Here is a 19056-nt window from a genome sequence, read left to right on the forward strand (position 1 = left end):
GTCACGTTCTCAAGGCGACAGCTAGCCATGTTGGAGAGGTCTGATAGAGCTCGCATCATGCTGGTCTATTGGGGGCGGCGCGGACTGTCCCGCTTCGTGCAGGAAGCGGCGACCGTAGCGACCTCATGTCCTTCAATCGACGCCACGATATCCGTATCTCGCCAAAATGAGAGCTTTGCAGCTTTTCGCGAGTTTGAAGACCGGCTGGTCGCCGTGGACACCTTTTCCAATGATCTTGGCGCTATCGGCCAAGCCTGGCGCATTCCGATGCTGAGGAGCCGCATCACGCGCGAGATTGTCAATCGGAAGATTGAAGCCGTGATTGAATTCATGCCGCACGTCTGGTCGTCCTTCGTATTCTCCGTTTTGAGACCGCATGGAGTTCTCTATTCTTCAATCATTCACGATGCGGAAATCCACCCGGGTGATTACAGGTCGGCGCTCATAGACCCTCTCCTCGATCGGACGATTGCGCAAGCTGATGCGGTCCTCACTCTGAGCGACGCAGTGACGAAGAGACTCCTGACGGCCCGGCGCGTCCCTCAGCACAAATTGTTCACGCTGTTCCATCCAGATCTCGACTATGGCGCGCAGCAGAGGACGATCAGCCTCACCGAAGGCAAACCGATCAGGCTTGCTTTCCTGGGTCGCATCATGCCCTACAAGGGACTAACCCTGCTTCTCGATTCCATCGAGGCCTTACGCAGAGAAGGCTTTCAGGTCGAACTAGGAGTCTTCGGCGAGGGCCCGCTTGGTGAAAACAAACGGCGCCTCGCTGCGCTCGGCGCTGAAGTGATAAATCGCTGGCTTACAGAGCGGGAAATCGCGGCGATACTATCGCGTTATCACGCCGTTGTTCTTTCCCACATCGAAGCCAGCCAATCCGGAGTCGCCGCCACCAGCTTGGGGGCCGGGGTCCCCGTCATAGCTACGCCGGTCGGCGGACTGACCGAGCAGATACAAGATGGCGTTAACGGCATCCTCGCGGCGCGCGCCAACGCTGCTGCGCTGTCTGATGCGATTAAGCGTATCGCGCTCAATCCGAACCTCTTTAATGCAATCTGTCGCAGGATCGAGGCCACGAGAGCGGAACGCTCCATGACCCGCTTCCTGGAAAAATGCGTTGAATACACCCTGGTCGCAGGGGAGCGGCAAACGGAACAGCAGCCGTAGCGCCGCTCGAGCATGAGGTCTCGATATTGCCGGGAGATTAGGGACCGTGACGGGACGGACCATCATAATCGAACCAAACTTGATCGACGAACGTGGTCACCACGCATTTGCCACGTCCAGGTTTGCAACCCTTATGGGCGACACACGCCCGCTGATAGCCGCTGGGAAGGGATGGAACGGATCGCAGCATCTCGGCGGCGGCGATATCTTGCGAGTATTCAGACATAATCGCGATACCGTATCACGATCTCGCCGTTACGGGCCCACGATCACGTCCGCGTTCTCGCTCGGCGCAGGCGCGATCATGCCTATAGCACGCTTCATCAGGGGCTGGAGAGGCTCTCATGCTCCTGACGCACCTACTCTAACGGTCGCCGGCGCAGACGCGAGCAAACTCCGCTCGATCATTGCCCCCGAACTCGGCGAACTTCTCAGAACCCTTGAGCCCGAGCCCGGAGATGCCGTATTCTTGCCGTCTGCCGACGCTGAGCTTCTCATCGCAACCGCCGAGCAATTTGAGGCGCATCGCGGTCAGGCTCGTTTTGTCGTGCGGCTGATGTATGATGATGTGGGCTGCCATCCAAGCGATCCGACATGGCGATCAGCCTTAAAGCGCCTCCAGGAGTCCCCGGGGGCCGTTGAGAACGTGGATCTACTCGCAGAGACGCCCGCCTTCGCGCGCGCCATACGCGAAATCTGGCCCAAGTCTGTCGAGTTGCTCCCTCACCCCACTGACCTGCCGGCCCAGCAACCTCCCGCGGTGAATGGCAGGTTCATTCTCTACATGGCGGGTCACGCTCGCTCGGACAAGGGAGCTAGACTATTGAACGCGACGGCGCAGGCGCTCGCAGCAAAGCTCAACGCGCACGACCCAGACGTCGTCCTGCGCGTTCAGGGACATCCAAGCAGCAGGGCGGGTAAGGTTCGAATAGAAGCATTGCCACTCCATCTGGATCCGGACGAATACATATTGAGCTGGAAGCAAGCCCACGCAGCACTTCTGCTGCATGATCCTGCTGTCTATGCGATACGAGGGTCGGGCGTCGTTTGTGACGCAATTTCGAGTTCGAGGCCCTTCGTGTTCCTGAGTGGCAGTTCGCTTTCGGACTGGAACGTGGGATGCAACGCCCTCGAAGCAACTCCATCCCCGCATGCGATCGCCCAGGCAATCGTTGAATTATTGAACGGTTACGAGACTTTCGCGGAGGCGAGCGCGACCGTCGCCTCGACTGTCGCTCGACATGTTGAAGTAGGAATGGTGACTGTGATGGGGCGCGACACGGCGAGAGAGACTGGGTGATCTGGTGCCGGCAGCCACGCGCATATTGCAGGAGAGCTAACGATATGCCGCGTCACTTCAACAGCTAAAGGCTACACCTCCGTCGAGGCTCGCAAACTTTGAGGCTCCCAGACTTTCCCGACCGTCTTGGCATCCAGATTCATCGATGCCTCGGCATTGCAAGGAGCGACAATGAACCGTCCTGAGTCATGGCCCAGAATAACCCACACATCCAGGAGCAGGATCTCGCCGTGGGTGACTTTGACCGCCCGCGAAGTCGAGTTTTCTTCAGGAACTGTGGGCGAAACGTACCATTCAGTCGAAACGTTCGACTACGTTGTCGTTCTCGCCATTTCCCCCGAGGGTCTGGTGCCGCTGGTCCGGCAATACCGACCGGCGGTTGAGGACTTCACTCTCGAGCTTCCAGCGGGTCTGATCGATCCTGGAGAGCAAGCCGCGAGCTCAGCGGTTCGAGAACTGCTTGAGGAAACTGGATTTCCGAGCAGGGCCGTCCATTTGCTCGGAGTGAACAAAACCGATGCAGGTCGTCTCAGCAATCGCGTACACTCCTTCTTCATTGAGACAGACGATCGGATCCCAGGATTCGCGCCCGAGGCAGGCGTCGAGACGCTGCTGGCAAGTCCTCCAGAACTCCTGAACATGATCATGGGCGGACTTTTCGATGCACAGATTGCCCTCGGCCCGCTGTTGTTGGCTGACCTCCAGGGCCATTTGCGCCTGCGAGGATCGCCGTAAGACTAGGTTGCCGGAGTACCCACCCGCGCCGGAGTATCGCCTGGCGCTCAGACCAAGCCGATCGTTGCGCCGCAGTTGTAAATATGTCATTCGATTAAACGCCCTTCCTCGTTACTTGGCTATCACGATTCCTACGTCCATCCGTCTCGGTGCGACTCAAGAGGAACCAATGCTAAGACGCGCGACACGATACCTGAAGCGCCTCATCGCGCCGAGACTCGTCAACGTTGCAGCACGGACCCGCAAGCCGGTAGCTGAACCAGCGATCGTTTCGCAACAGGGTCTTCTGGACCGGCTGTCGCAAATTCCTTATTGGGAAGACAAGATTCGGACCTACAAACAGTATACGTATGAGCCGGACTCCGGAGCCTGGACCAAGGCGGGATTTCGCGCTGCCCCCCGGAAGATAATCGAGGGAAGCGATCTGAAGGTGAACTACGGTTGCGGCAGCACTATCCTCGACGACTGGATCAACATCGACCTGTTCGAGCACGACCACCCAGCCTACTATCAGGTCAACTTGCTGGACAAACACCCGTTCGCCGACAACACTGTTCGATTCGGCTATTCGGAGGATATGCTTGAACACCTCCCCCAAGCCGCCTCGATCTTCGTAGTAGCTGAGATCTATCGGACACTAAAGCCTGGCGGCGTGATGCGCTTCAGCTTTCCTGGGCTGGAAGGAGTTCTACACCGCCACTACTCGCCACCGACCGAGACGAGGATTCGTGAAGGCGAGTTTGAGGCCTATGCGTTTTGGGACCACATTCACTTCTATGCAAAGGAAGAGCTCCGACTTATCGCTGAGCACATCGGATTTAGAAAGGTGAGCTTTTTCACTTACGGTATTTCCGACCATGCCGAGCTTCAAGGCCGCGATACCCGAGCACACCAAGTCGACCTCAACACCTTTGCTGAGCTCACCAAGTAGTTTTCAGATAAAAAGTCTTGACCCCGGAACATGTGGCTCGCCCCGTCACATCTGAAACTTCCGTTCTTTCGGACTTTCAACAGCCGATCATATCGGGCCGGATAGTGGCCCGATGGCCAGGGCGCAATGGCGCAAGGTCGCCGATCAGCTCAATCCCAACCAAGGTGCCCAAGCTGGCAACCGTCATGAATGAGGCGGAGCTCGCCCATATGAGCCGCCCCGGCGCAGCACCGCGCCAAGCTGCGCTCGCCCAATCCGATCGAGAGGGTCAACGGCGACATCAAGCGCACACCGAGGTCGTCGGCATCTTCCCGAACAAAATTGCTATCGTTCGTCTCGTCGGCGAGATCCTGCTCGAGCAGAACGACGCGTGGCCGTCCAGCGCGTCCCTTAAATGACTATGGAGCCATCGCGCCTTTAAGCGGCGATCCCATCGTGTGGCGGGCTAATCAGCCCGGCGCCTCACCATGGCAGCGAAACCACTCAATGAGACGCAGACCTGGAGTAGTTCGATGCGCTGACCACCCGCGAAGGGCGAGCCTGGCATCGGGACTCCGTTTTGTGCCGGGCTGCTGCTGCGCAGGATTGCGCGCTCACCTTTGACTAATGGTTGTATTTCTTCCGCTCGCCTCGGAATCGGTCTGGTAGACTTGCGGTTAATCCTCACGCTGGGATTGATTTCGCATTCGTGAACGGGTATTGTTTCACCATATTTCATCGGTTTATGGTTGGGCCGGAATGATATGGGCGCTTGTTGCTTTGGCGGCGATAGTGGGGATTTCGGTGCTATTGTACGCCGTCCGACTGCTCGATAGCGACGCTTTGTATGACTCGAAAGATCTCTATGACTGGAAAGAGCAGATCCCTCCCCCAGCCGAGCGCGCGGGAATGAGCTGTGCATCTGGCGAAGACAGGGGAGCTAACGGCTCCTGGCGCGATCAGGCCGATCGCAGTGATCGTCTCGCAACGGATTTGCAAGGGGCGTCCGGCTCCCGGGCAGTCGTTTGACCATCGCCCTGACTGATGATCGGAGGCCAGCTAGAAATCCCGAAAGGCAGGGTATCGATCTGCCGGCTCGGTCGCTCACATCGGCTCGTGCTATAAGGCGCTGCTGGAATCGTTGGTGATCCTCGTGCAGAGGTGGATGAAGAGTCCGAACGTTGATCCTTTGGTGGCGGCACGACCCGAAATTGCTTTGACCTTTGCGCTGACGCTAGAAGCAGCAGCGTTGCTCGATCAGCGACCTGCCGCATTTCGATGCTTGTGATTGCGCGGCCACAACTCTCCGATCTGACGCAATTCCAGAACTGGAAGTCATCCATTCGACCACCTCGATGTCGACAGGTACGTGCTTCGGCCGCCGGACCTCGAAGGTTTCATGGCGGATATTGGCCCTGCGCCGCCTCGGCAATTCAGCGAACAGTTGGGCTCAGAGTGCCCCCAATGAGCGGCCTCCAGCCTGATCAACACACGCACCGGGCCAAATCCGCTTGCGCAGCAAGGCCATGCATCCCCTCGCGCCCGAAGGACGAACTTTGTCACCTTCATGGTCGACGCGCTTGAACAAGCTCGTGAGGTCAACAACGAAGCACACAAACTGCAAACAACTTTTGCGCGCAACGCGGCGCGGCGCTCGGACTTGCGCCTCACGCATTTCGAAGGAGCGGCGCTCAGCTGATGCCAGTTTCGACTCAACTGTTGATTTTTTTCACTAGTTAAGAAATGCCGAATTGCGTAACAATGAGACAAATTAAGTATGGTGTTTGTAATGGTCGGAAACTCTGCGAAACCGTCGTTGGCCCTCCGCCGACTTTCTCCGAGAGACATCATCGCGAGGTCGTACCCTGGTTGGGACTACAATACGGCCGACCGGGTACTCGATTGGCTCAGTGAGTGCGGCTATAGCATCGTTGAGAGCGGTGCAAATTTATCCCCTCCGGGAAATGGCGCCTCCGATCCATTACAGCAGGACACTTAACGTGTCTCAGGCCAGATCGGCACGCAGATTGGGGCGCTGCAACTTCTCGGTGCATGCAGCCTCCAAGCTTGGAGTCGCGGCCCCGATCATCCCTTCGGTTCTCAGCTTGGGCGAGTCCTGATCGATATTGTTCTGGTTTTGGGCTTCCACACGCTCAGGGCTGAGATGGGATCCGACCTCCTACTGGTAGCTAGCCTTCTCGTCCTCGCTAAGGCGGATTCTCGGCACCGCCTGTTCGAGCCGCCGCCTCGACGAACTCGATCGTCGGAATGGACTGAAGGGTCTTGATCAACGTGTATCACCCCGCAACGATCGCGCTCTAAACCCGCCGGCCGAAGGCGGAGACAGCGTCAGCTCTTGAACCCGGCCCCGCAAGAACTGCCAACTGGCCAACCGCAACGTTGCTGACGTCTACACGGCCCTGCCCATGTCAGGACAAGGCGGCCGCTCAGACGGAGCGAGAGGGCTCCGTGAGCCGATATCGATTGCGTTGGAGCAGTGCCTCACGCGCATCGATGCCAGCAGCCTTGCGATAGATCTGCTACTACGATCTTGATCCGGACCATCTCGTGACGCCAATTCAGCCGTTGACCATCAAGCGATCTTCGCGCGAGAAGAAGGGTGGGATGCGGATTGTCGCAATGTCACCGGCTGCTCGAAGATTGCGTCGCAGGGTCGTCGTGCCCCCAAACGCCAATGGCGTCTGGCGGTTCGTGACGACAGCGCCGTCGTTGCGACCCGTTGGAGCCGAGAATTTAGAGCAGCGGAGAATTCAGATTGCTGCTTGCTACCGCCATACTTCTGGACTTCGTCCATTTGGCAACGATCATGCAGGCAAAGACGCTTTGCAGAGTTCGTCATGCGTGCCGCGACCTCGTGCCGCATCACTGCCTCGGAGATCAGCGCTCCGTAGTTGACGGTTCCGTTAGCCGGGCGCCGGACGCTGCGGCGAGGCTCGTCGGGTAGCATCGTTGCGCCATGTGTTCCGAACCACCATTCGAACACAACCCGGAGTGCGGAAATCGTCAGCCGGCGTCTGGCCATGCTGTTGGACCCATGCAACAGAACGCCCCGTCCAAGCCTGGAGACATGGCAACGCGAAGGCTGGCTCCGCAGAATCGGAATGTGTGGGCGGTCACCGTCATCGACCTGGATCGCTGGTGCTGCTATGCCATAAAATCAGACCGAAGACGATTTTGATGCTGCATATCAGAGGGTAACTCGTGTCCTACCGCTTTCATCTTTCTGGAAAACGCGTTTTTGTCGCAGGTCACCGCGGCATGGCTGGCAGCGCATTGATACGCCGCTTGTCGTCAGAGGGCGTCGAGCTTCTGACGGTGCCGCACCAAGAACTCGATCTGCGCGATCAAGCCGCGGTGTTCGCATGGTTCGCACGCGCGAAGCCCCAAGTCGTGGTCCTGGCGGCCGCCAAGGTCGGCGGCATCGTCGCCAACAATACGCTGCGCGCGGAGTTCATCTACGACAACATCGCCATCGCCACCAATGTCATTCACGCTGCCCACGTGAACGGCGCCGAGAAGCTGATGTTTCTGGGCTCATCCTGCATCTATCCGAAGCTTGCTCCTCAGCCGCTGCGCGAGGACGCGATGCTGACAGGACCGCTCGAACCGACCAACGAGCCTTATGCGATCGCCAAGATCGCCGGCATCAAGATGGTCGAGGCCTATCGCAGCCAATATGGCGCCGACTTCATCAACGTCATGCCGACCAATCTCTATGGTCCGGGCGACAACTATCATCCCGAATACAGCCACGTCGTCGCGGCGCTGATCCGCCGCTTCCATGAGGCCAAGCTCGCGGATGCGCCGGAGGTCGTGGTCTGGGGCACCGGCACGCCGCGGCGCGAGTTCCTCTATGTCGACGACATGGCGGATGCCTGCGTGCACCTGATGAAGACCTATTCCGACACCGCGCTGGTCAACATCGGCACTGGCAAGGATATCACCATTGCCGACTTCGCCCGCGTGGTTGCCGCCGTAGTAGGCTTCAAGGGCAGCATCAGCTTTGACCGGTCACGGCCGGATGGCACACCACGCAAGCTTCTCGACGTCTCCCGCCTGACGGAGCTTGGCTGGCGCGCGACGACTTCCCTGGAAGTGGGAGTCGGGCTCGCCTACCAGGCATTTCTGCGCGAAGCGGCGACGCAGTAGTTAGTCATCATCGGCAAGGGCGGCGCTGCGGCGGTCGGTCGGGCAGACAGCACCACCGACGGAGGCGGCCGCCAAGCCGGCGAAGAAGTCGAAGAAAGCTGCCGCCGGCCAGAAGGAGATGCTGATGCCGATCGCAGGAAAGAAGACCGCCGGCAAAGAGGCGTCGGCGAAGAAGCAGCCGTCCGGACGACAGCGGAAGTCGGCTTGAAGTATCCTGTGACTCCGGACGGACGCCACTTCGTCGTCCGCGGCCGTCTCTGGCGCGGCAAGCCGGGATCAATTGTGTCCGACAACGGCACCGAGTTCACCTGCAATGCGATGCTGGCTTGGTGCCAGGACAACAGCATCGCCTGGCACTTCATCGCACCAGACAAGCCGATCCAGAACGCCTTCGTCGAAAGCTTCAACGGCAGGATGCCTGATTAAGTCTTTCACGGACAAGGACGGCGCGCTCTACGAGCGTCGCAATCGCCTCAAGGACACGCCCAAAAGCCGCGACTACGAGGACTACGAGTACGTGGCCGGAGGACTCGAGCGCGCAATCGAGCTGACGCGCGCCGCATTCCCGAAGATCGAGCTGCGCAACATCTGGATCGATGTCACTCCAGGGCAGAAGCCGTTTTCTGTCGCCGCTGCGGTCAAGACATTGAACGAAGACGTCATGGCGCTCTACGTCACCAACCAGGGCGACGTGAAAGTCTACGACGCGGTCGTACAGCTCGCGAAGTCGGCACAGGAGGATGACCTGTTCGGCTGATGCAAGGCTTCGGTTCGAAGAAGCTCGCCTTCCATCGCACACGGTTTTGGGTGGAAGGCTAAATCTGACGCTTCGACTTCGCGAAGACGCGATCCGAGGCCATGAATTGTTTCACCATCACCACGATCAGACGCGGCAGATCGGGACCCGGTTGATCTGCTCCTTTCGACAGGATCGCCGCGTAGGCCTGCAGGTCACGATGGACGCTCGCGGGCAGCTCCACTGTCAGCTTGACAGGCTTGTCGTCTGGAACCGCTGATATCTTCAGTTTCGCCGCCATCGCATTATCCCCGATAAGGCTCGAGCACGAGATCGCGATTGACGATCACCCGCACGGGAAAGCCAGGTCTGACGGTCAGGGTCGGCTGGATATTCATCTGCTGCCGCACGAGCTGCTGCCCTGTCTGGCTCATCGCGTTGCCAAAGCCTTGCCGTAACGCCTGAATGAGCGCCGCATTGTTGGCAGTGCCATTGGCTCCCGCATTCACCTCGCTGCCAACGGAGAGTAACGTCGACAGCAGGGCGGACCCGATCAGTTGTTTCCAATGATTGTCGACCTCATCCTCGAGACCCGAATAGCCCCCGGGATCCGCTCCTTGCTGCCGCTCCAGAACGATCGCGCGGCCATTCGGCAGGATCAGCCGCGTCCAGACCAGAAGCACCCGCGACTGGCCGGTCGCCACCTGGCTGTCATACGCTCCGATCAGCCGTGCTCCTTGAGGAATGACCAGCAACCGCCCTGTCGGCGTATCGAACACATTCTCTGTCACTTGCGCCGTGATTTGACCGGGCAGATCCGAGCGGATTCCCGTGATCAGGGCGCCCGGAATGACGGTCCCGGCCTGCACCACGTAAGGTGACGCCGGCCGCGTGATGCGATCAGGGCTCGTGGTGCGCCGATCCACCGGTCCATTCACGAAGGCGAGCTTGCGGTCTTGGCCGTTCTGCGCGAAGGCGTCGTCCGTGGCCGGCGGCATCCGTCCAAGCCCGGCGCCCTGAGCCACATTTGGCGAGGGCTGCGTTGCCGTCGTCGCGGTCGTCGCAAACAACCGGCTGACACGCGCGGCCTCCTGCTCCTGTTCGCGGCGCTGCTGGTCCTGGTCTTGACTTGAACCAGGCATTTGCCCCTGGGATGCAAGGATTGGCCGTCCGAGATCGCCGGGCAACGGCGGCCCGAGCACCGGGACATCTTTGGCAAGCTGCGCGTAGTCACGCGGCAGGCTGGAGACGCCATCCGCGACCTCGCGATGCCCCGAACTGGCGAGCTCGGATTGGGCCGCCGGCGTGCGCGCGCCAGGGCTTTGCAGCGCCCACAGAACTGCGCCTGCGATCAGCGCGAGCGCCACGGCGCTGCCGCTGGCCAGAATCTTGCGCGACAACCGAGTGATCCGTGGCGGCTCACCGCCGAGGCGGAAGGGCGCCGCAGAATCGGCAGCCCGCCCCGGATCGTTCGGCCGTGCGCTCGTGCCTTTGTCCTCCGCGCTCATGGCCGAACCTGTCCGTCGGTACGAACGATCCGCACGGTCTGCTGCGGGTCGCCGCCCAGGCGCAGTTCCGCTGCCGCGAACAACCGGTCCACGATCAAGACGTTGCCAAAAGCTCGATAGTTGACGATCTCCGGCTTGCCGTCGGAGCCGGTCACGAACAACGGCGGCATCTCGCCTTGAACGATGCCGGGAGAGAATTCGACATAGACCTTGCGGCCGTCGTCATAAGCGGTCACCGGCCGCCAGGGCGGATCATCGCCCTCGATGCGATAGCGGAAGCGGCGCTGCGCGGGATCTGGCAGGACGGGCTTCAGAGTCACGAGCGCCGCCTGCGCAGCAGGCGTCTCTGGATAGTACCAGGCCACGGCCGGCATATAAGGCTTCTCTCGGGCGCGCAGCTCAATCAGATAGGTCCGGCGGTCGGTGTTGACGACGAGATTGGTCTCGATGCCTGCGCGCGTCGGCTTGACCAGAATGTGCACGCGACGCGTCTCGCCCGCGCCACTCTCGGTATCGCCGACCACCCACCGCACGGTGTCGCCGGCCGCGACCGGACCCGATCCCGTGAGCTGTTCACTCGGCTCTAGCGCGATATCGGTAATCTGCCCCGGCGCTGCGTAGACCTGATAGATCGCGCCTGGACTGTAGGCATAGATCTGCGCCGCGTTGAAGTAGCCCTGCTTGCGCGGCTCGACGCGGGCCGCAGCGTTGGCCGTCTCGATCCGATCAACAGGATCGCCCTGCTCCTTCGCGCCAGCCTTGCCACCGAAGGCCACCTTCCATGGCGGCGGCACATGGAGCGCCCGCGGCCTGTCTTCAACCGTGACAGGCGCTGCCGGCAACGGTGGCACCTCGGCGTCATAGCGGATCTCCGGCGGCTTCGACGTGGCGCAGCCGCTCAGCAGGAGCGAAAGCGCCGTCACAGTGAGGATGCGGCCGTTCAATGCGACAGCTCCTTCGACCAGTTGATAGCGTGGACATAGACCCCGAGAGGGTTCTTGCGCAGCCGGTCGGCATCGTCAGGCATCGCGAGCACGATGGTGAGAATGGCGGTCCAGCGTTCGGTCGCACTCAACGCGCCGTTGTCGTAGTGCCGCTCTGTCCAGGCCACGCGAAAACTCTCCGGCGAAGCCCGGATGACGCTGGAGACCTCCACCGAGACCTGGGCTTTGCCGAGCCTCGCAAACGGATCGTTCGTCCGGGCGTAGTCATTGAGCGCTGCTGCCCCGCGATCGCTCGTGAAGTCATAGGCGCGCAGCCAGCTCTGGCGGAGCACGATGGGATCGGCGGGGAGGCTTCTCACGTCCTCGATGAAGCGCGCGAGATGAAAGGCGATCTGAGGATCGGTCGGTTGATACTCGGCAATTGCAGGAGCCACCCGCTGGACGTCGCCGAGATGGCCGACCTCGACGACCCAGGGCGTCACACTGCCCCGTGCCGATTGCCAGACCAGGGCCGCGGCCAGGCCGCTCGCCAGCGTCAGGCACCCGAACGCAATCAGCCGCCAATTCCTGGCTTGCACACGCGCCGAGCCGATGCGCTCGTCCCAAACCTGCGCAGCCTTCTGATACGGCGTGACCGGTTGCGGCGTACGGCCATAATGGACAGCGGGACGTTTGAACATCGTCATGGTTTGTCCTCCGAGAGATCGACGGAGCTGCCCTGCCCGCCTTGTCCGGCGCCGCGCACGGCCTGCGTCGCCGCTGAGGTGCCCTGACCGATGGTCCGCCCTGCCTTCAGCTGTTCGGCCCATCGCGGCGAGCCCGATCGGGACCCTCCGCCATCCGCCGAGCCCGCAGACGAAGGGCCGCCTGCGTTGGCGGCGGCTGCCTGTCGCAATGGACTGGCTACGGACGCCTCCGACGGAGATTGCTCTCCGCCGCTGCGCAGCGCTCGGACAACTCCGCCGCTCAGCGCCGACGCGCCTCGACCCGCGCCGGTCGCCGCCGCACTGGCAAGACCGGCACCGCCCGCAATGAGCCCCGCGCCGGCAACAGCGAGTCCGCCTGCCGCGAGCCCAGAGCCTGCCGCCGATGCGGCGCCGAGCTGCGGTCCGCCGGAGACGAGTCCGTTGGCGATGCCAGGACCGAAAATGCCGAGGCCGAGCAACGCCAGTGCGCCGAGCACGAGCGTCATTGCGCTTTCGATGGTCGGCGGATCACCGTTGCCGGCCGAGATCAGCTGCGAGAACTGGGTCGAGCCGATGCCGACGATCACGGCGAGCACCAGGACTTTGATGCCGGAGGACATGACATTGCCGAGCACGCGCTCTGCGGCAAAGGCCGTCTTGCCGAACAGACCGAACGGGATCAGCACAAATCCTGCAAGCGTCGTCAGCTTGAACTCGATCAGGGTGACGAAGAGCTGAATTGCCAGGATGAAGAAGGCGAGCAGCACCACGATCCAGGCGAACAGCAAAACCGCGATTTGGACGAAATTCTCGAAGAAGCTGACATACCCCAACAGATTGGCGGTGGCCTGCAGCATCGGTCGTCCGGCATCGAGGCCGACCTGCGCGATCTTTCCTGGACGCAGAAAGTCGGCGACCGATAGCGCAGAGCCTGAGGCCTTCAGACCGAGGCCTGCAAAGCTCTCGAAGACGATCCGGGCGAGGCTGTTCCAGTTGCCGATCAGATAGGCGAAGACTCCGACGAACAAGGTTTTCTTCACAAGGCGTGCGATGACATCGTCCTCGCGGCCCCAGACCCAGAACAAGGCAGCGAGGGTGAGATCGATCGCAGCCAGCGTCGTCGCCAGCGTGCCGACATCGCCGCTGACGAGACCGAAGCCGGAGTCGATAGTGCGGGTGAACGTCTCCAGAAACTGATCGATGATTCCTGTCCCGGTCATCGCATCCGCTCTACAGGTTCAGGCGCCGGCGAAGGCGAGCCACTGCTTGGCGTGGCCGACAAGACACGGCCGAAGAAGCGGCGGCGGCCTTCCGACCACAAACGACGGCATCCCGCGAAGGCGTCAGCCTGCTCTGGACGCACAATGCGGCAGCGCGTAAGCGTCTCATCGAGCGCATTGGACTTTGGCGCCGGCTGCCGCGTCTCCACATCCTGCCCACTGCGCAGCGGGATCGTGCAGGCGGAGAGAACAGCGAGCGTGGCAGCTGCCACGGCGACAAGCCGTGGCCATTTGACAGGACTTCTCTGCATCAATGGAACATCTGTATGTTGGAGGGCTGGTAGCCTTGACCTGGCGTCAGGAAGCGCTTGAGCTGCTCGCGGCCCTGATCCTGGGCCGCGGCGCGCTGCGCGGCGTCCAACATCACGGCCCGGCCCTGCGCGGCCACGCTCGCGGTGAGATCGGCCAATTGCTGAGCCTGCAGCGCCAGGATCTGGTTGCCGGCCTGGGTGACCTGCAGAGCCCCGCTCGCACCTTGGCTCGCTGCAATCAGCGCTGACGACTGGGTCTTGACCGTGTCGAGATTGCCGACGACGCCCGCTTGGACCTTCAGCGCATCCTGCAGCGCGGCCACGGAGGTCTGCCAGCGCGCCTGCGCATTGTTCATCAGCGCCTGACTCGATTGGCTGCTGGTCACCGGCGCATAGGTGGTCGCGAACGCCTTGTCGATCTGCTGCACATCATAGGCGAGGCGCTGGGCCTCCTTGAGCAGCTGCTGAGTACGCTGGATCGACTGCTGCAGCTGCGCCAGCGACGAATACGGGAGACTCGCAAGGTTCTTCGCCTGGTTGATCAGCATCTGCGCCTGGTTCTGCAGAGAGATGATCTGATTGTTGATCTGCTGCAGCTCGCGCGCGGCGGTCAGGACATTCTGGGCGTAATTGTTTGGGTCGAACACGACCAGCTGCGCCGACGATATGGAAACCGACGCCGCCCAGATGGCGACGGCTGCCGCCGCTCTACGGGCGAGACGACGAGGATCCGTCATGCGAGGGCCTCCCGGCTTTTCAGATGGGGGATGAGGTCGATCGCCCAGGCGACGCCGCGATGGGAGAGCCAGCCGGCAAGGAAGCCATCCTGTCCATGCTCGGCAAGCACGCGCGTCATGTCGGCCTGGTCGGTCTTGGAGGCCGCCGCGATCAGCGCCAGAGCGACCTCGCCGAGACCGAGCTCGAACAGCCGGTTGCCGCGCCGCGACTGGCAATAATAGTCCCGCTTCGGCGTGGCACGGGCGAGGATCTCGATCTGGCGGTCGTTGAGCCCGAACTGTCGATAGATGGCTGTGATCTGCGGCTCGAGCGCGCGCTCATTCGGCAGCAACAACCGGGTCGGGCAGCTCTCGATGATGGCGGGTGCAATCTTCGATCCATCGATGTCGGACAGCGACTGCGTGGCGAAGACAACGGACGCGTTCTTCTTGCGCAGCGTCTTCAGCCACTCCCGCAGCTGGCCGGCAAAGCCGTCGTCGTCGAGCGCGAGCCAGCCTTCGTCGACGATCAGAAGCGTCGGCCGCCCGTCGAGCTGGCCTTCGATGCGGTGAAAAAGATAGGCGAGCACGGCAGGCGCTGCCGCCGTACCGACCAGACCTTCGGTCTCGAACGCCTGCACGGACGCTTCGCCGAGCCGCTCGGCATCGGCATCGAGCAGCCGGCCGTAAGGGCCGCCACCGAGGCAGAAGGGTTGTAGCGCCCGCTTCAACGCATTGGACTGCAGCAGGATCGACAGTCCCGTCAGTGTCCGCTCAGACACCGGCGCCGAGGCCAGCGAGGTGAGCGCCGACCACAGGTGATCTCTCACCTCAGGGGTGATGCTGATCTGCTCGCGCGAGAGCATCGCCCCGATCCAGTCGGCCGCCCAACCGCGCTCTGTCACGTCGTCGATGGCCCCAAGCGGCTGCAGCGCGACCGTCTCCGATGCCTCGTCCGACAAGACTCCGCCGAGATCATGCCAGTCGCCGCCCATGGCGAGCGCGGCCGCGCGGATCGAGCCGCCGAAATCGAAGTTGAACACCTGGGAGCCGGGATAGCGGCGGAACTGCATCGCCATCAAAGCCAGGAGCACCGATTTACCCGCCCCGGTCGGACCCACCACGAGCGTATGCCCCACGTCTCCAACATGCAGCGAGAACCTGAACGGCGTCGAGCCCTCGGTGCGAGCGACGAACAGCGGCGGCGCACCGAGATGCTGATCGCGCTGCGGGCCCGCCCAGACCGCCGACAGCGGGATCATATGGGCAATGTTCAGGGTCGAGACCGGCGGCTGCCGCACATTGGCGTAGACGTGGCCAGGCAGCGACCCGAGCCAAGCCTCGACCGCATTGACCGTCTCGACCATGCAGGTGAAGTCGCGGCCCTGGATCACCTTCTCGGCGAGCCGCAATCGCTCATCGGCAATGCGCGGATCCTCGTCCCAGACCGTGATGGTCGCGGTGACCAAGGCCTCCCCGATCAGGTCCGAGCCGAGATCCTGCAGCGCTGCATCGGCGTCGAGAGCCTTGTTGTGGGCATCGCTGTCGACCAGTGCGGCAGCCTCGTTGGTCACGACTTCCTTGAGGAGCGCGGCAATCGACTTGCGCTTGGCGAACCACTGCCGCCGGATCCTGGTCAGCAGCCTGGTCGCGTCGGTCTTGTCGAGCATGATGGCCCGGGTCGACCAGCGATAGGGAAACGCCAGCGCGTTGAGCTGATCGAGGATGCCGGGCGTCGTGGCGGTCGGGAAACCGACGATCGTCAGCACCCGCAGGTGTGCGTCGCCCAGCCGCGGCTCGAGGCCTCCTGTCAGCGGTTGATCGGCTAGCAGCGCATCGAGATGAACCGGGATTTCGGGGACGCGGACACGCTGCAGCCTGGTCGAGATGGTCGCGTGCAGGTAGGTCAGCGTCTCCTCGTCATCAAGCCAGCGACACTCCGGCATAAAGCCGTCGAGCAGCTGCAGGACGCGATCCGTGCGGTCGACAAAACCACGCAGGATCTCGTGGGCATCACTGCCCTCACCTTGCGCGCGTCCCTCATACAGCCAGCGCTCGGCGCGCGAGGCATCTTCGGACGGCGGCAGATAGACGAAGGTCAGGAAATAGTTCGACTCGAAATGTGCGCCCTGCGCCTGGAACTGTGCCCGGCGCTCGACCTCCACCAGTGCAGAGGCGGGATCAGGGAATTGGCTCACGGGATAGAGCTGAGACGGATACCTGAACGCCTCGACGAAGACGGCCCATCCAGAGCCGAGCCTGCGCAGGGCATTATTGAGCCGACCGGCCACAGCCACGAGCTCGGCCGGCACCGCCGAGTCCAGATCCGGCCCCCGAAAGCGCGCGCTCCGCTGCAGCGAGCCATCCTTGTTGAGGACGATGCCATGATCGACCAGAGCGGCCCAAGGCAGAAAATCGGACAGGCGCGCATTGCTGTTGCGATATTCGCGCAAGTTCATCATGGCTTGCTCCTCACACATTGAGATGACCGGGAATGCGCAGGTGCCGGCGCACGACCTCGACGAAATCCGGATCGCGTTTGGCGGCCCAAACCGCAACGCCATGCCCGATCGCCCAGAGCAGAAGGCCCGCGATCCAGAGCCGCAGCCCCAAGCCAAGCGCCGCAGCGAGCGTGCCGTTGAGAATAGCGATGGCGCGCGGCGCACCGCCGAGCAGGATCGGCTCGGTCAGCGAGCGGCGCACGGCAATCGCAAAGCCGGGAAACGGATGATCGGCATGGAGCGGAGGCTCCATCAGATCACTGCCCCGCCGCCAAACGAGAAGAATGCGAGGAAGAAGCTCGATGCCGCAAAGGCGATCGAGAGCCCGAAGACGATCTGGATCAGCCGGCGGAATCCTCCCGACGTGTCGCCGAAGGCGAGCGTCAGGCCCGTGCTTATGATGATGATCACCGCCAGAATCTTTGCGACCGGTCCCTGGACCGACAGCAGGATCTGATTGAGCGGCTGCTCCCACGGCATGTTGGAGCCCGCGGCCCAGACCGGGCTGATCGCAAAGCTGGCGAACGTCACAGCCGAAGACGCGACCGTCCAAAAAGCCGAAAGACCAGAGAGCTGCTTCATGGCTGTTCTCCTGACGAGGGTGCGAGCTGGGTGAGCTGATAGTCGCCGCGGGCATTCAGCCCATCGACGCGGGCGAGCTCGACCAGGCGCCGGTCGGCTCCGCGGCCGGCGAGCACGGCGATCACTTGAATGGTCTCGGCGATCAGAGCACGCGGTACCGTGACCACGGCTTCCTGGATCAGTTGCTCCAGGCGCCTGAGCGCGCCGATCGCGGAGCCCGCATGGATGGTGCCGATGCCCCCGGGATGACCGCTGCCCCAGGCCTTGAGGAGATCCAGCGCCTCGGGGCCCCTGACTTCGCCGATCGGGATGCGATCGGGCCGCAGCCGCAACGCGGACCGCACGAGGTCCGTCAGGCTGGCAACACGGTCCTTGGTCCGAAGCGACACGAGATTGGGCGCTGCGCATTGCAGCTCGCGCGTATCCTCGATCAGCACCACCCGATCGGCCGTTCTTGCAACTTCCGCCAGCAGCGCATTCGTCAGCGTGGTCTTGCCGGTCGAGGTGCCCCCTGCGACCAGGATGTTGCTGCGCGCGGCCACTTCCGTTCGCAACAGGTTGGCCTGCTCGTCCGTAATGATCGCGGCTGCGACGTAATCCGCGAGCGTGAACACGGCGACCGCAGGCTTGCGAATGGCAAACACCGGTGCGATCACGACCGGCGGCAGCAGACCTTCGAAACGCTCGCCGGTCTCCGGCAACTCGGCCGAGACACGCGGCGCACCGGCATGAACCTCGCTGCCGACATGATGCGCGACCAGACGCACGATGCGCTCGCCGTCGGCGGGCGAGAGCCTCTCACCCGTTGCAGTCAGACCCGAAGCGAGACGATCGACCCAGAGCCGACCATCCGGGTTGAGCATCACCTCGACGACGGCGGGATCATCGAGCCAGCCTGCGATGGCAGGCCCCAGCGCCGTGCGCAACATGCGCGCGCCGCGCGAGCTCGCCTCCGTCCGCCATGAATGAACCGCCATGATCACCCCCGTGATCGGCGACGGCGCCTCGCGCGTCGCTCACAGCGATGATCAGAAGCGGCAACCGGCAGGGCTCCGCAATGTGCTCATGGCGGGCATCGCGCTCTGGCGTAGAAAGAGAAACGAATGGCGAGATTGGGTCAGGACGAGCGACTGGACTCGTCTGATTGCGCGTCTTTGGCCGCGACATCCTGAGCGATCTCCGCGGCCAGTGTCTGCCCTTTGGCCAGCCGCCGTCCAAGAGCTTCGACGAAACCCTCATAGCGCTCGCGGCCTTTGGCCTGCGCGGCGGTTTGAGCCGTATCCGGCAGCGGCGGGGTCACGGTCAGCCAGAACCGCACGAACAGCGCGAGCGCTTCGTTGGCGATCGTCACGTGACGCTCGAGCCGCTCCACCTGCCGGGTCAGTCGGTCGAGACGCCGCCCTAGCGCTGCCTCCATCCGCTCGGCATTGTCGGGCGACAGATAGGACGTCAGCGCGGTCTCGACGACGAGCGCCTGCGGCACGCGCTTGCGGCTGGCGTAATCAGCGAGCTGGCCTGCGAGGTCTGGAGGCAGCCGAAAGGTGTGCTTGGTGCGCATCACGAG

General features: G+C 62.3%; 20 protein-coding genes and 2 pseudogenes. 9 read left to right on the forward strand and 13 right to left on the reverse strand.

Features of this window, described 5'->3' with window-relative positions; all coding sequences use genetic code 11:
* Window positions 1–57: 57 nt before the first annotated feature.
* The gene (locus tag QX128_RS08745; protein WP_316237242.1) at window positions 58–1173 is read left to right on the forward strand and encodes a glycosyltransferase family 4 protein; all 1116 of its coding nucleotides are present in this window, start codon (window positions 58–60) and stop codon (window positions 1171–1173) included.
* Between the two features lie 364 nt (window positions 1174–1537).
* Here the strand turns inward: QX128_RS08745 and QX128_RS08750 are convergent, their stop codons facing one another.
* Complete coding sequence (locus QX128_RS08750) at window positions 1538–1753, reverse strand: hypothetical protein (protein ID WP_316237243.1); 216 nt, start codon at window positions 1751–1753, stop codon at window positions 1538–1540.
* A 243-nt stretch (window positions 1754–1996) separates the two neighbouring features.
* On the opposite strand from QX128_RS08750, the gene QX128_RS08755 reads away from it, so the two are divergent.
* The 8 genes and pseudogenes from QX128_RS08755 (at window position 1997) to QX128_RS08790 (ending at window position 9045) form a co-directional block, all read left to right on the forward strand.
* Window positions 1997–2473: a hypothetical protein gene (locus QX128_RS08755; protein WP_316237244.1), complete on the forward strand. Its 477-nt coding sequence runs from the start codon at window positions 1997–1999 to the stop codon at window positions 2471–2473.
* A gap of 234 nt (window positions 2474–2707) precedes the next feature.
* A complete protein-coding gene (locus QX128_RS08760) occupies window positions 2708–3208 on the forward strand; it encodes an NUDIX hydrolase (protein ID WP_316237245.1) in 501 nt (166 codons plus the stop codon).
* Window positions 3209–3377: 169 nt separating this feature from the next.
* Window positions 3378–4139, forward strand: coding sequence for a class I SAM-dependent methyltransferase (locus QX128_RS08765; RefSeq protein WP_315801411.1), 762 nt, complete (start codon window positions 3378–3380; stop codon window positions 4137–4139).
* Between the two features lie 115 nt (window positions 4140–4254).
* Window positions 4255–4513, forward strand: a pseudogene (locus QX128_RS08770) (transposase); the annotation flags it as partial.
* 1172 nt (window positions 4514–5685) lie between these two features.
* On the forward strand, window positions 5686–5817 hold the full coding sequence (locus tag QX128_RS08775; protein ID WP_316237246.1) for a hypothetical protein: 132 nt from the start codon (window positions 5686–5688) through the stop codon (window positions 5815–5817).
* A 1523-nt stretch (window positions 5818–7340) separates the two neighbouring features.
* The gene (locus tag QX128_RS08780; RefSeq protein ID WP_316237247.1) at window positions 7341–8288 is read left to right on the forward strand and encodes a GDP-L-fucose synthase; all 948 of its coding nucleotides are present in this window, start codon (window positions 7341–7343) and stop codon (window positions 8286–8288) included.
* Between the two features lie 261 nt (window positions 8289–8549).
* A pseudogene (locus QX128_RS08785) lies at window positions 8550–8711 on the forward strand (integrase core domain-containing protein); the annotation flags it as partial.
* 94 nt (window positions 8712–8805) lie between these two features.
* On the forward strand, window positions 8806–9045 hold the full coding sequence (locus QX128_RS08790) for a hypothetical protein (RefSeq protein WP_316237248.1): 240 nt from the start codon (window positions 8806–8808) through the stop codon (window positions 9043–9045).
* A 58-nt stretch (window positions 9046–9103) separates the two neighbouring features.
* Here the strand turns inward: QX128_RS08790 and QX128_RS08795 are convergent, their stop codons facing one another.
* The 12 genes from QX128_RS08795 to QX128_RS08845 all read right to left on the reverse strand — a co-directional run bounded on the left by QX128_RS08795 (window position 9104) and on the right by QX128_RS08845 (window position 19050).
* Window positions 9104–9325 (reverse strand): DUF2274 domain-containing protein, encoded by a 222-nt coding sequence (locus tag QX128_RS08795; protein ID WP_316237249.1) that lies wholly within the window; start codon window positions 9323–9325, stop codon window positions 9104–9106.
* Between the two features lie 4 nt (window positions 9326–9329).
* On the reverse strand, window positions 9330–10532 hold the full coding sequence (locus tag QX128_RS08800) for a TrbI/VirB10 family protein (protein WP_316237250.1): 1203 nt from the start codon (window positions 10530–10532) through the stop codon (window positions 9330–9332).
* Window positions 10529–11476 (reverse strand): P-type conjugative transfer protein TrbG, encoded by a 948-nt coding sequence (gene trbG, locus QX128_RS08805; protein ID WP_316237251.1) that lies wholly within the window; start codon window positions 11474–11476, stop codon window positions 10529–10531. Before trbG ends, QX128_RS08800 begins: the two co-directional genes overlap by 4 nt.
* Window positions 11473–12156 carry a conjugal transfer protein TrbF gene (trbF, locus tag QX128_RS08810; protein WP_316237375.1) on the reverse strand — a complete coding sequence of 228 codons (684 nt, stop codon included), beginning with the start codon at window positions 12154–12156 and terminating at the stop codon, window positions 11473–11475. Before trbF ends, trbG begins: the two co-directional genes overlap by 4 nt.
* Before the next feature lie 2 nt (window positions 12157–12158).
* The gene (gene trbL, locus QX128_RS08815; RefSeq protein WP_316237252.1) at window positions 12159–13382 is read right to left on the reverse strand and encodes a P-type conjugative transfer protein TrbL; all 1224 of its coding nucleotides are present in this window, start codon (window positions 13380–13382) and stop codon (window positions 12159–12161) included.
* Complete coding sequence (gene trbK-alt, locus QX128_RS33220) at window positions 13379–13693, reverse strand: putative entry exclusion protein TrbK-alt (protein ID WP_410053138.1); 315 nt, start codon at window positions 13691–13693, stop codon at window positions 13379–13381. Before trbK-alt ends, trbL begins: the two co-directional genes overlap by 4 nt.
* Complete coding sequence (gene trbJ, locus QX128_RS08820; RefSeq protein WP_316237253.1) at window positions 13693–14430, reverse strand: P-type conjugative transfer protein TrbJ; 738 nt, start codon at window positions 14428–14430, stop codon at window positions 13693–13695. The genes trbK-alt and trbJ overlap by 1 nt, the downstream gene beginning before the upstream one ends.
* A complete protein-coding gene (trbE, locus tag QX128_RS08825) occupies window positions 14427–16871 on the reverse strand; it encodes a conjugal transfer protein TrbE (protein ID WP_316237254.1) in 2445 nt (814 codons plus the stop codon). The genes trbJ and trbE overlap by 4 nt, the downstream gene beginning before the upstream one ends.
* 10 nt (window positions 16872–16881) lie before the next feature.
* A complete protein-coding gene (locus tag QX128_RS08830) occupies window positions 16882–17163 on the reverse strand; it encodes a VirB3 family type IV secretion system protein (protein ID WP_316237255.1) in 282 nt (93 codons plus the stop codon).
* Window positions 17163–17492, reverse strand: coding sequence for a TrbC/VirB2 family protein (locus QX128_RS08835; RefSeq protein WP_316237256.1), 330 nt, complete (start codon window positions 17490–17492; stop codon window positions 17163–17165). The genes QX128_RS08830 and QX128_RS08835 overlap by 1 nt, the downstream gene beginning before the upstream one ends.
* Window positions 17489–18469, reverse strand: coding sequence for a P-type conjugative transfer ATPase TrbB (gene trbB, locus QX128_RS08840; protein ID WP_316237257.1), 981 nt, complete (start codon window positions 18467–18469; stop codon window positions 17489–17491). The genes QX128_RS08835 and trbB overlap by 4 nt, the downstream gene beginning before the upstream one ends.
* Window positions 18470–18609: 140 nt before the next feature.
* Window positions 18610–19050 carry a CopG family transcriptional regulator gene (locus tag QX128_RS08845; protein WP_316237376.1) on the reverse strand — a complete coding sequence of 147 codons (441 nt, stop codon included), beginning with the start codon at window positions 19048–19050 and terminating at the stop codon, window positions 18610–18612.
* Between the last annotated feature and the right edge of the window lie 6 nt (window positions 19051–19056).

Source organism: Bradyrhizobium sp. SZCCHNR1015, assembly GCF_032489875.1.
GTDB lineage: Bacteria > Pseudomonadota > Alphaproteobacteria > Rhizobiales > Xanthobacteraceae > Bradyrhizobium.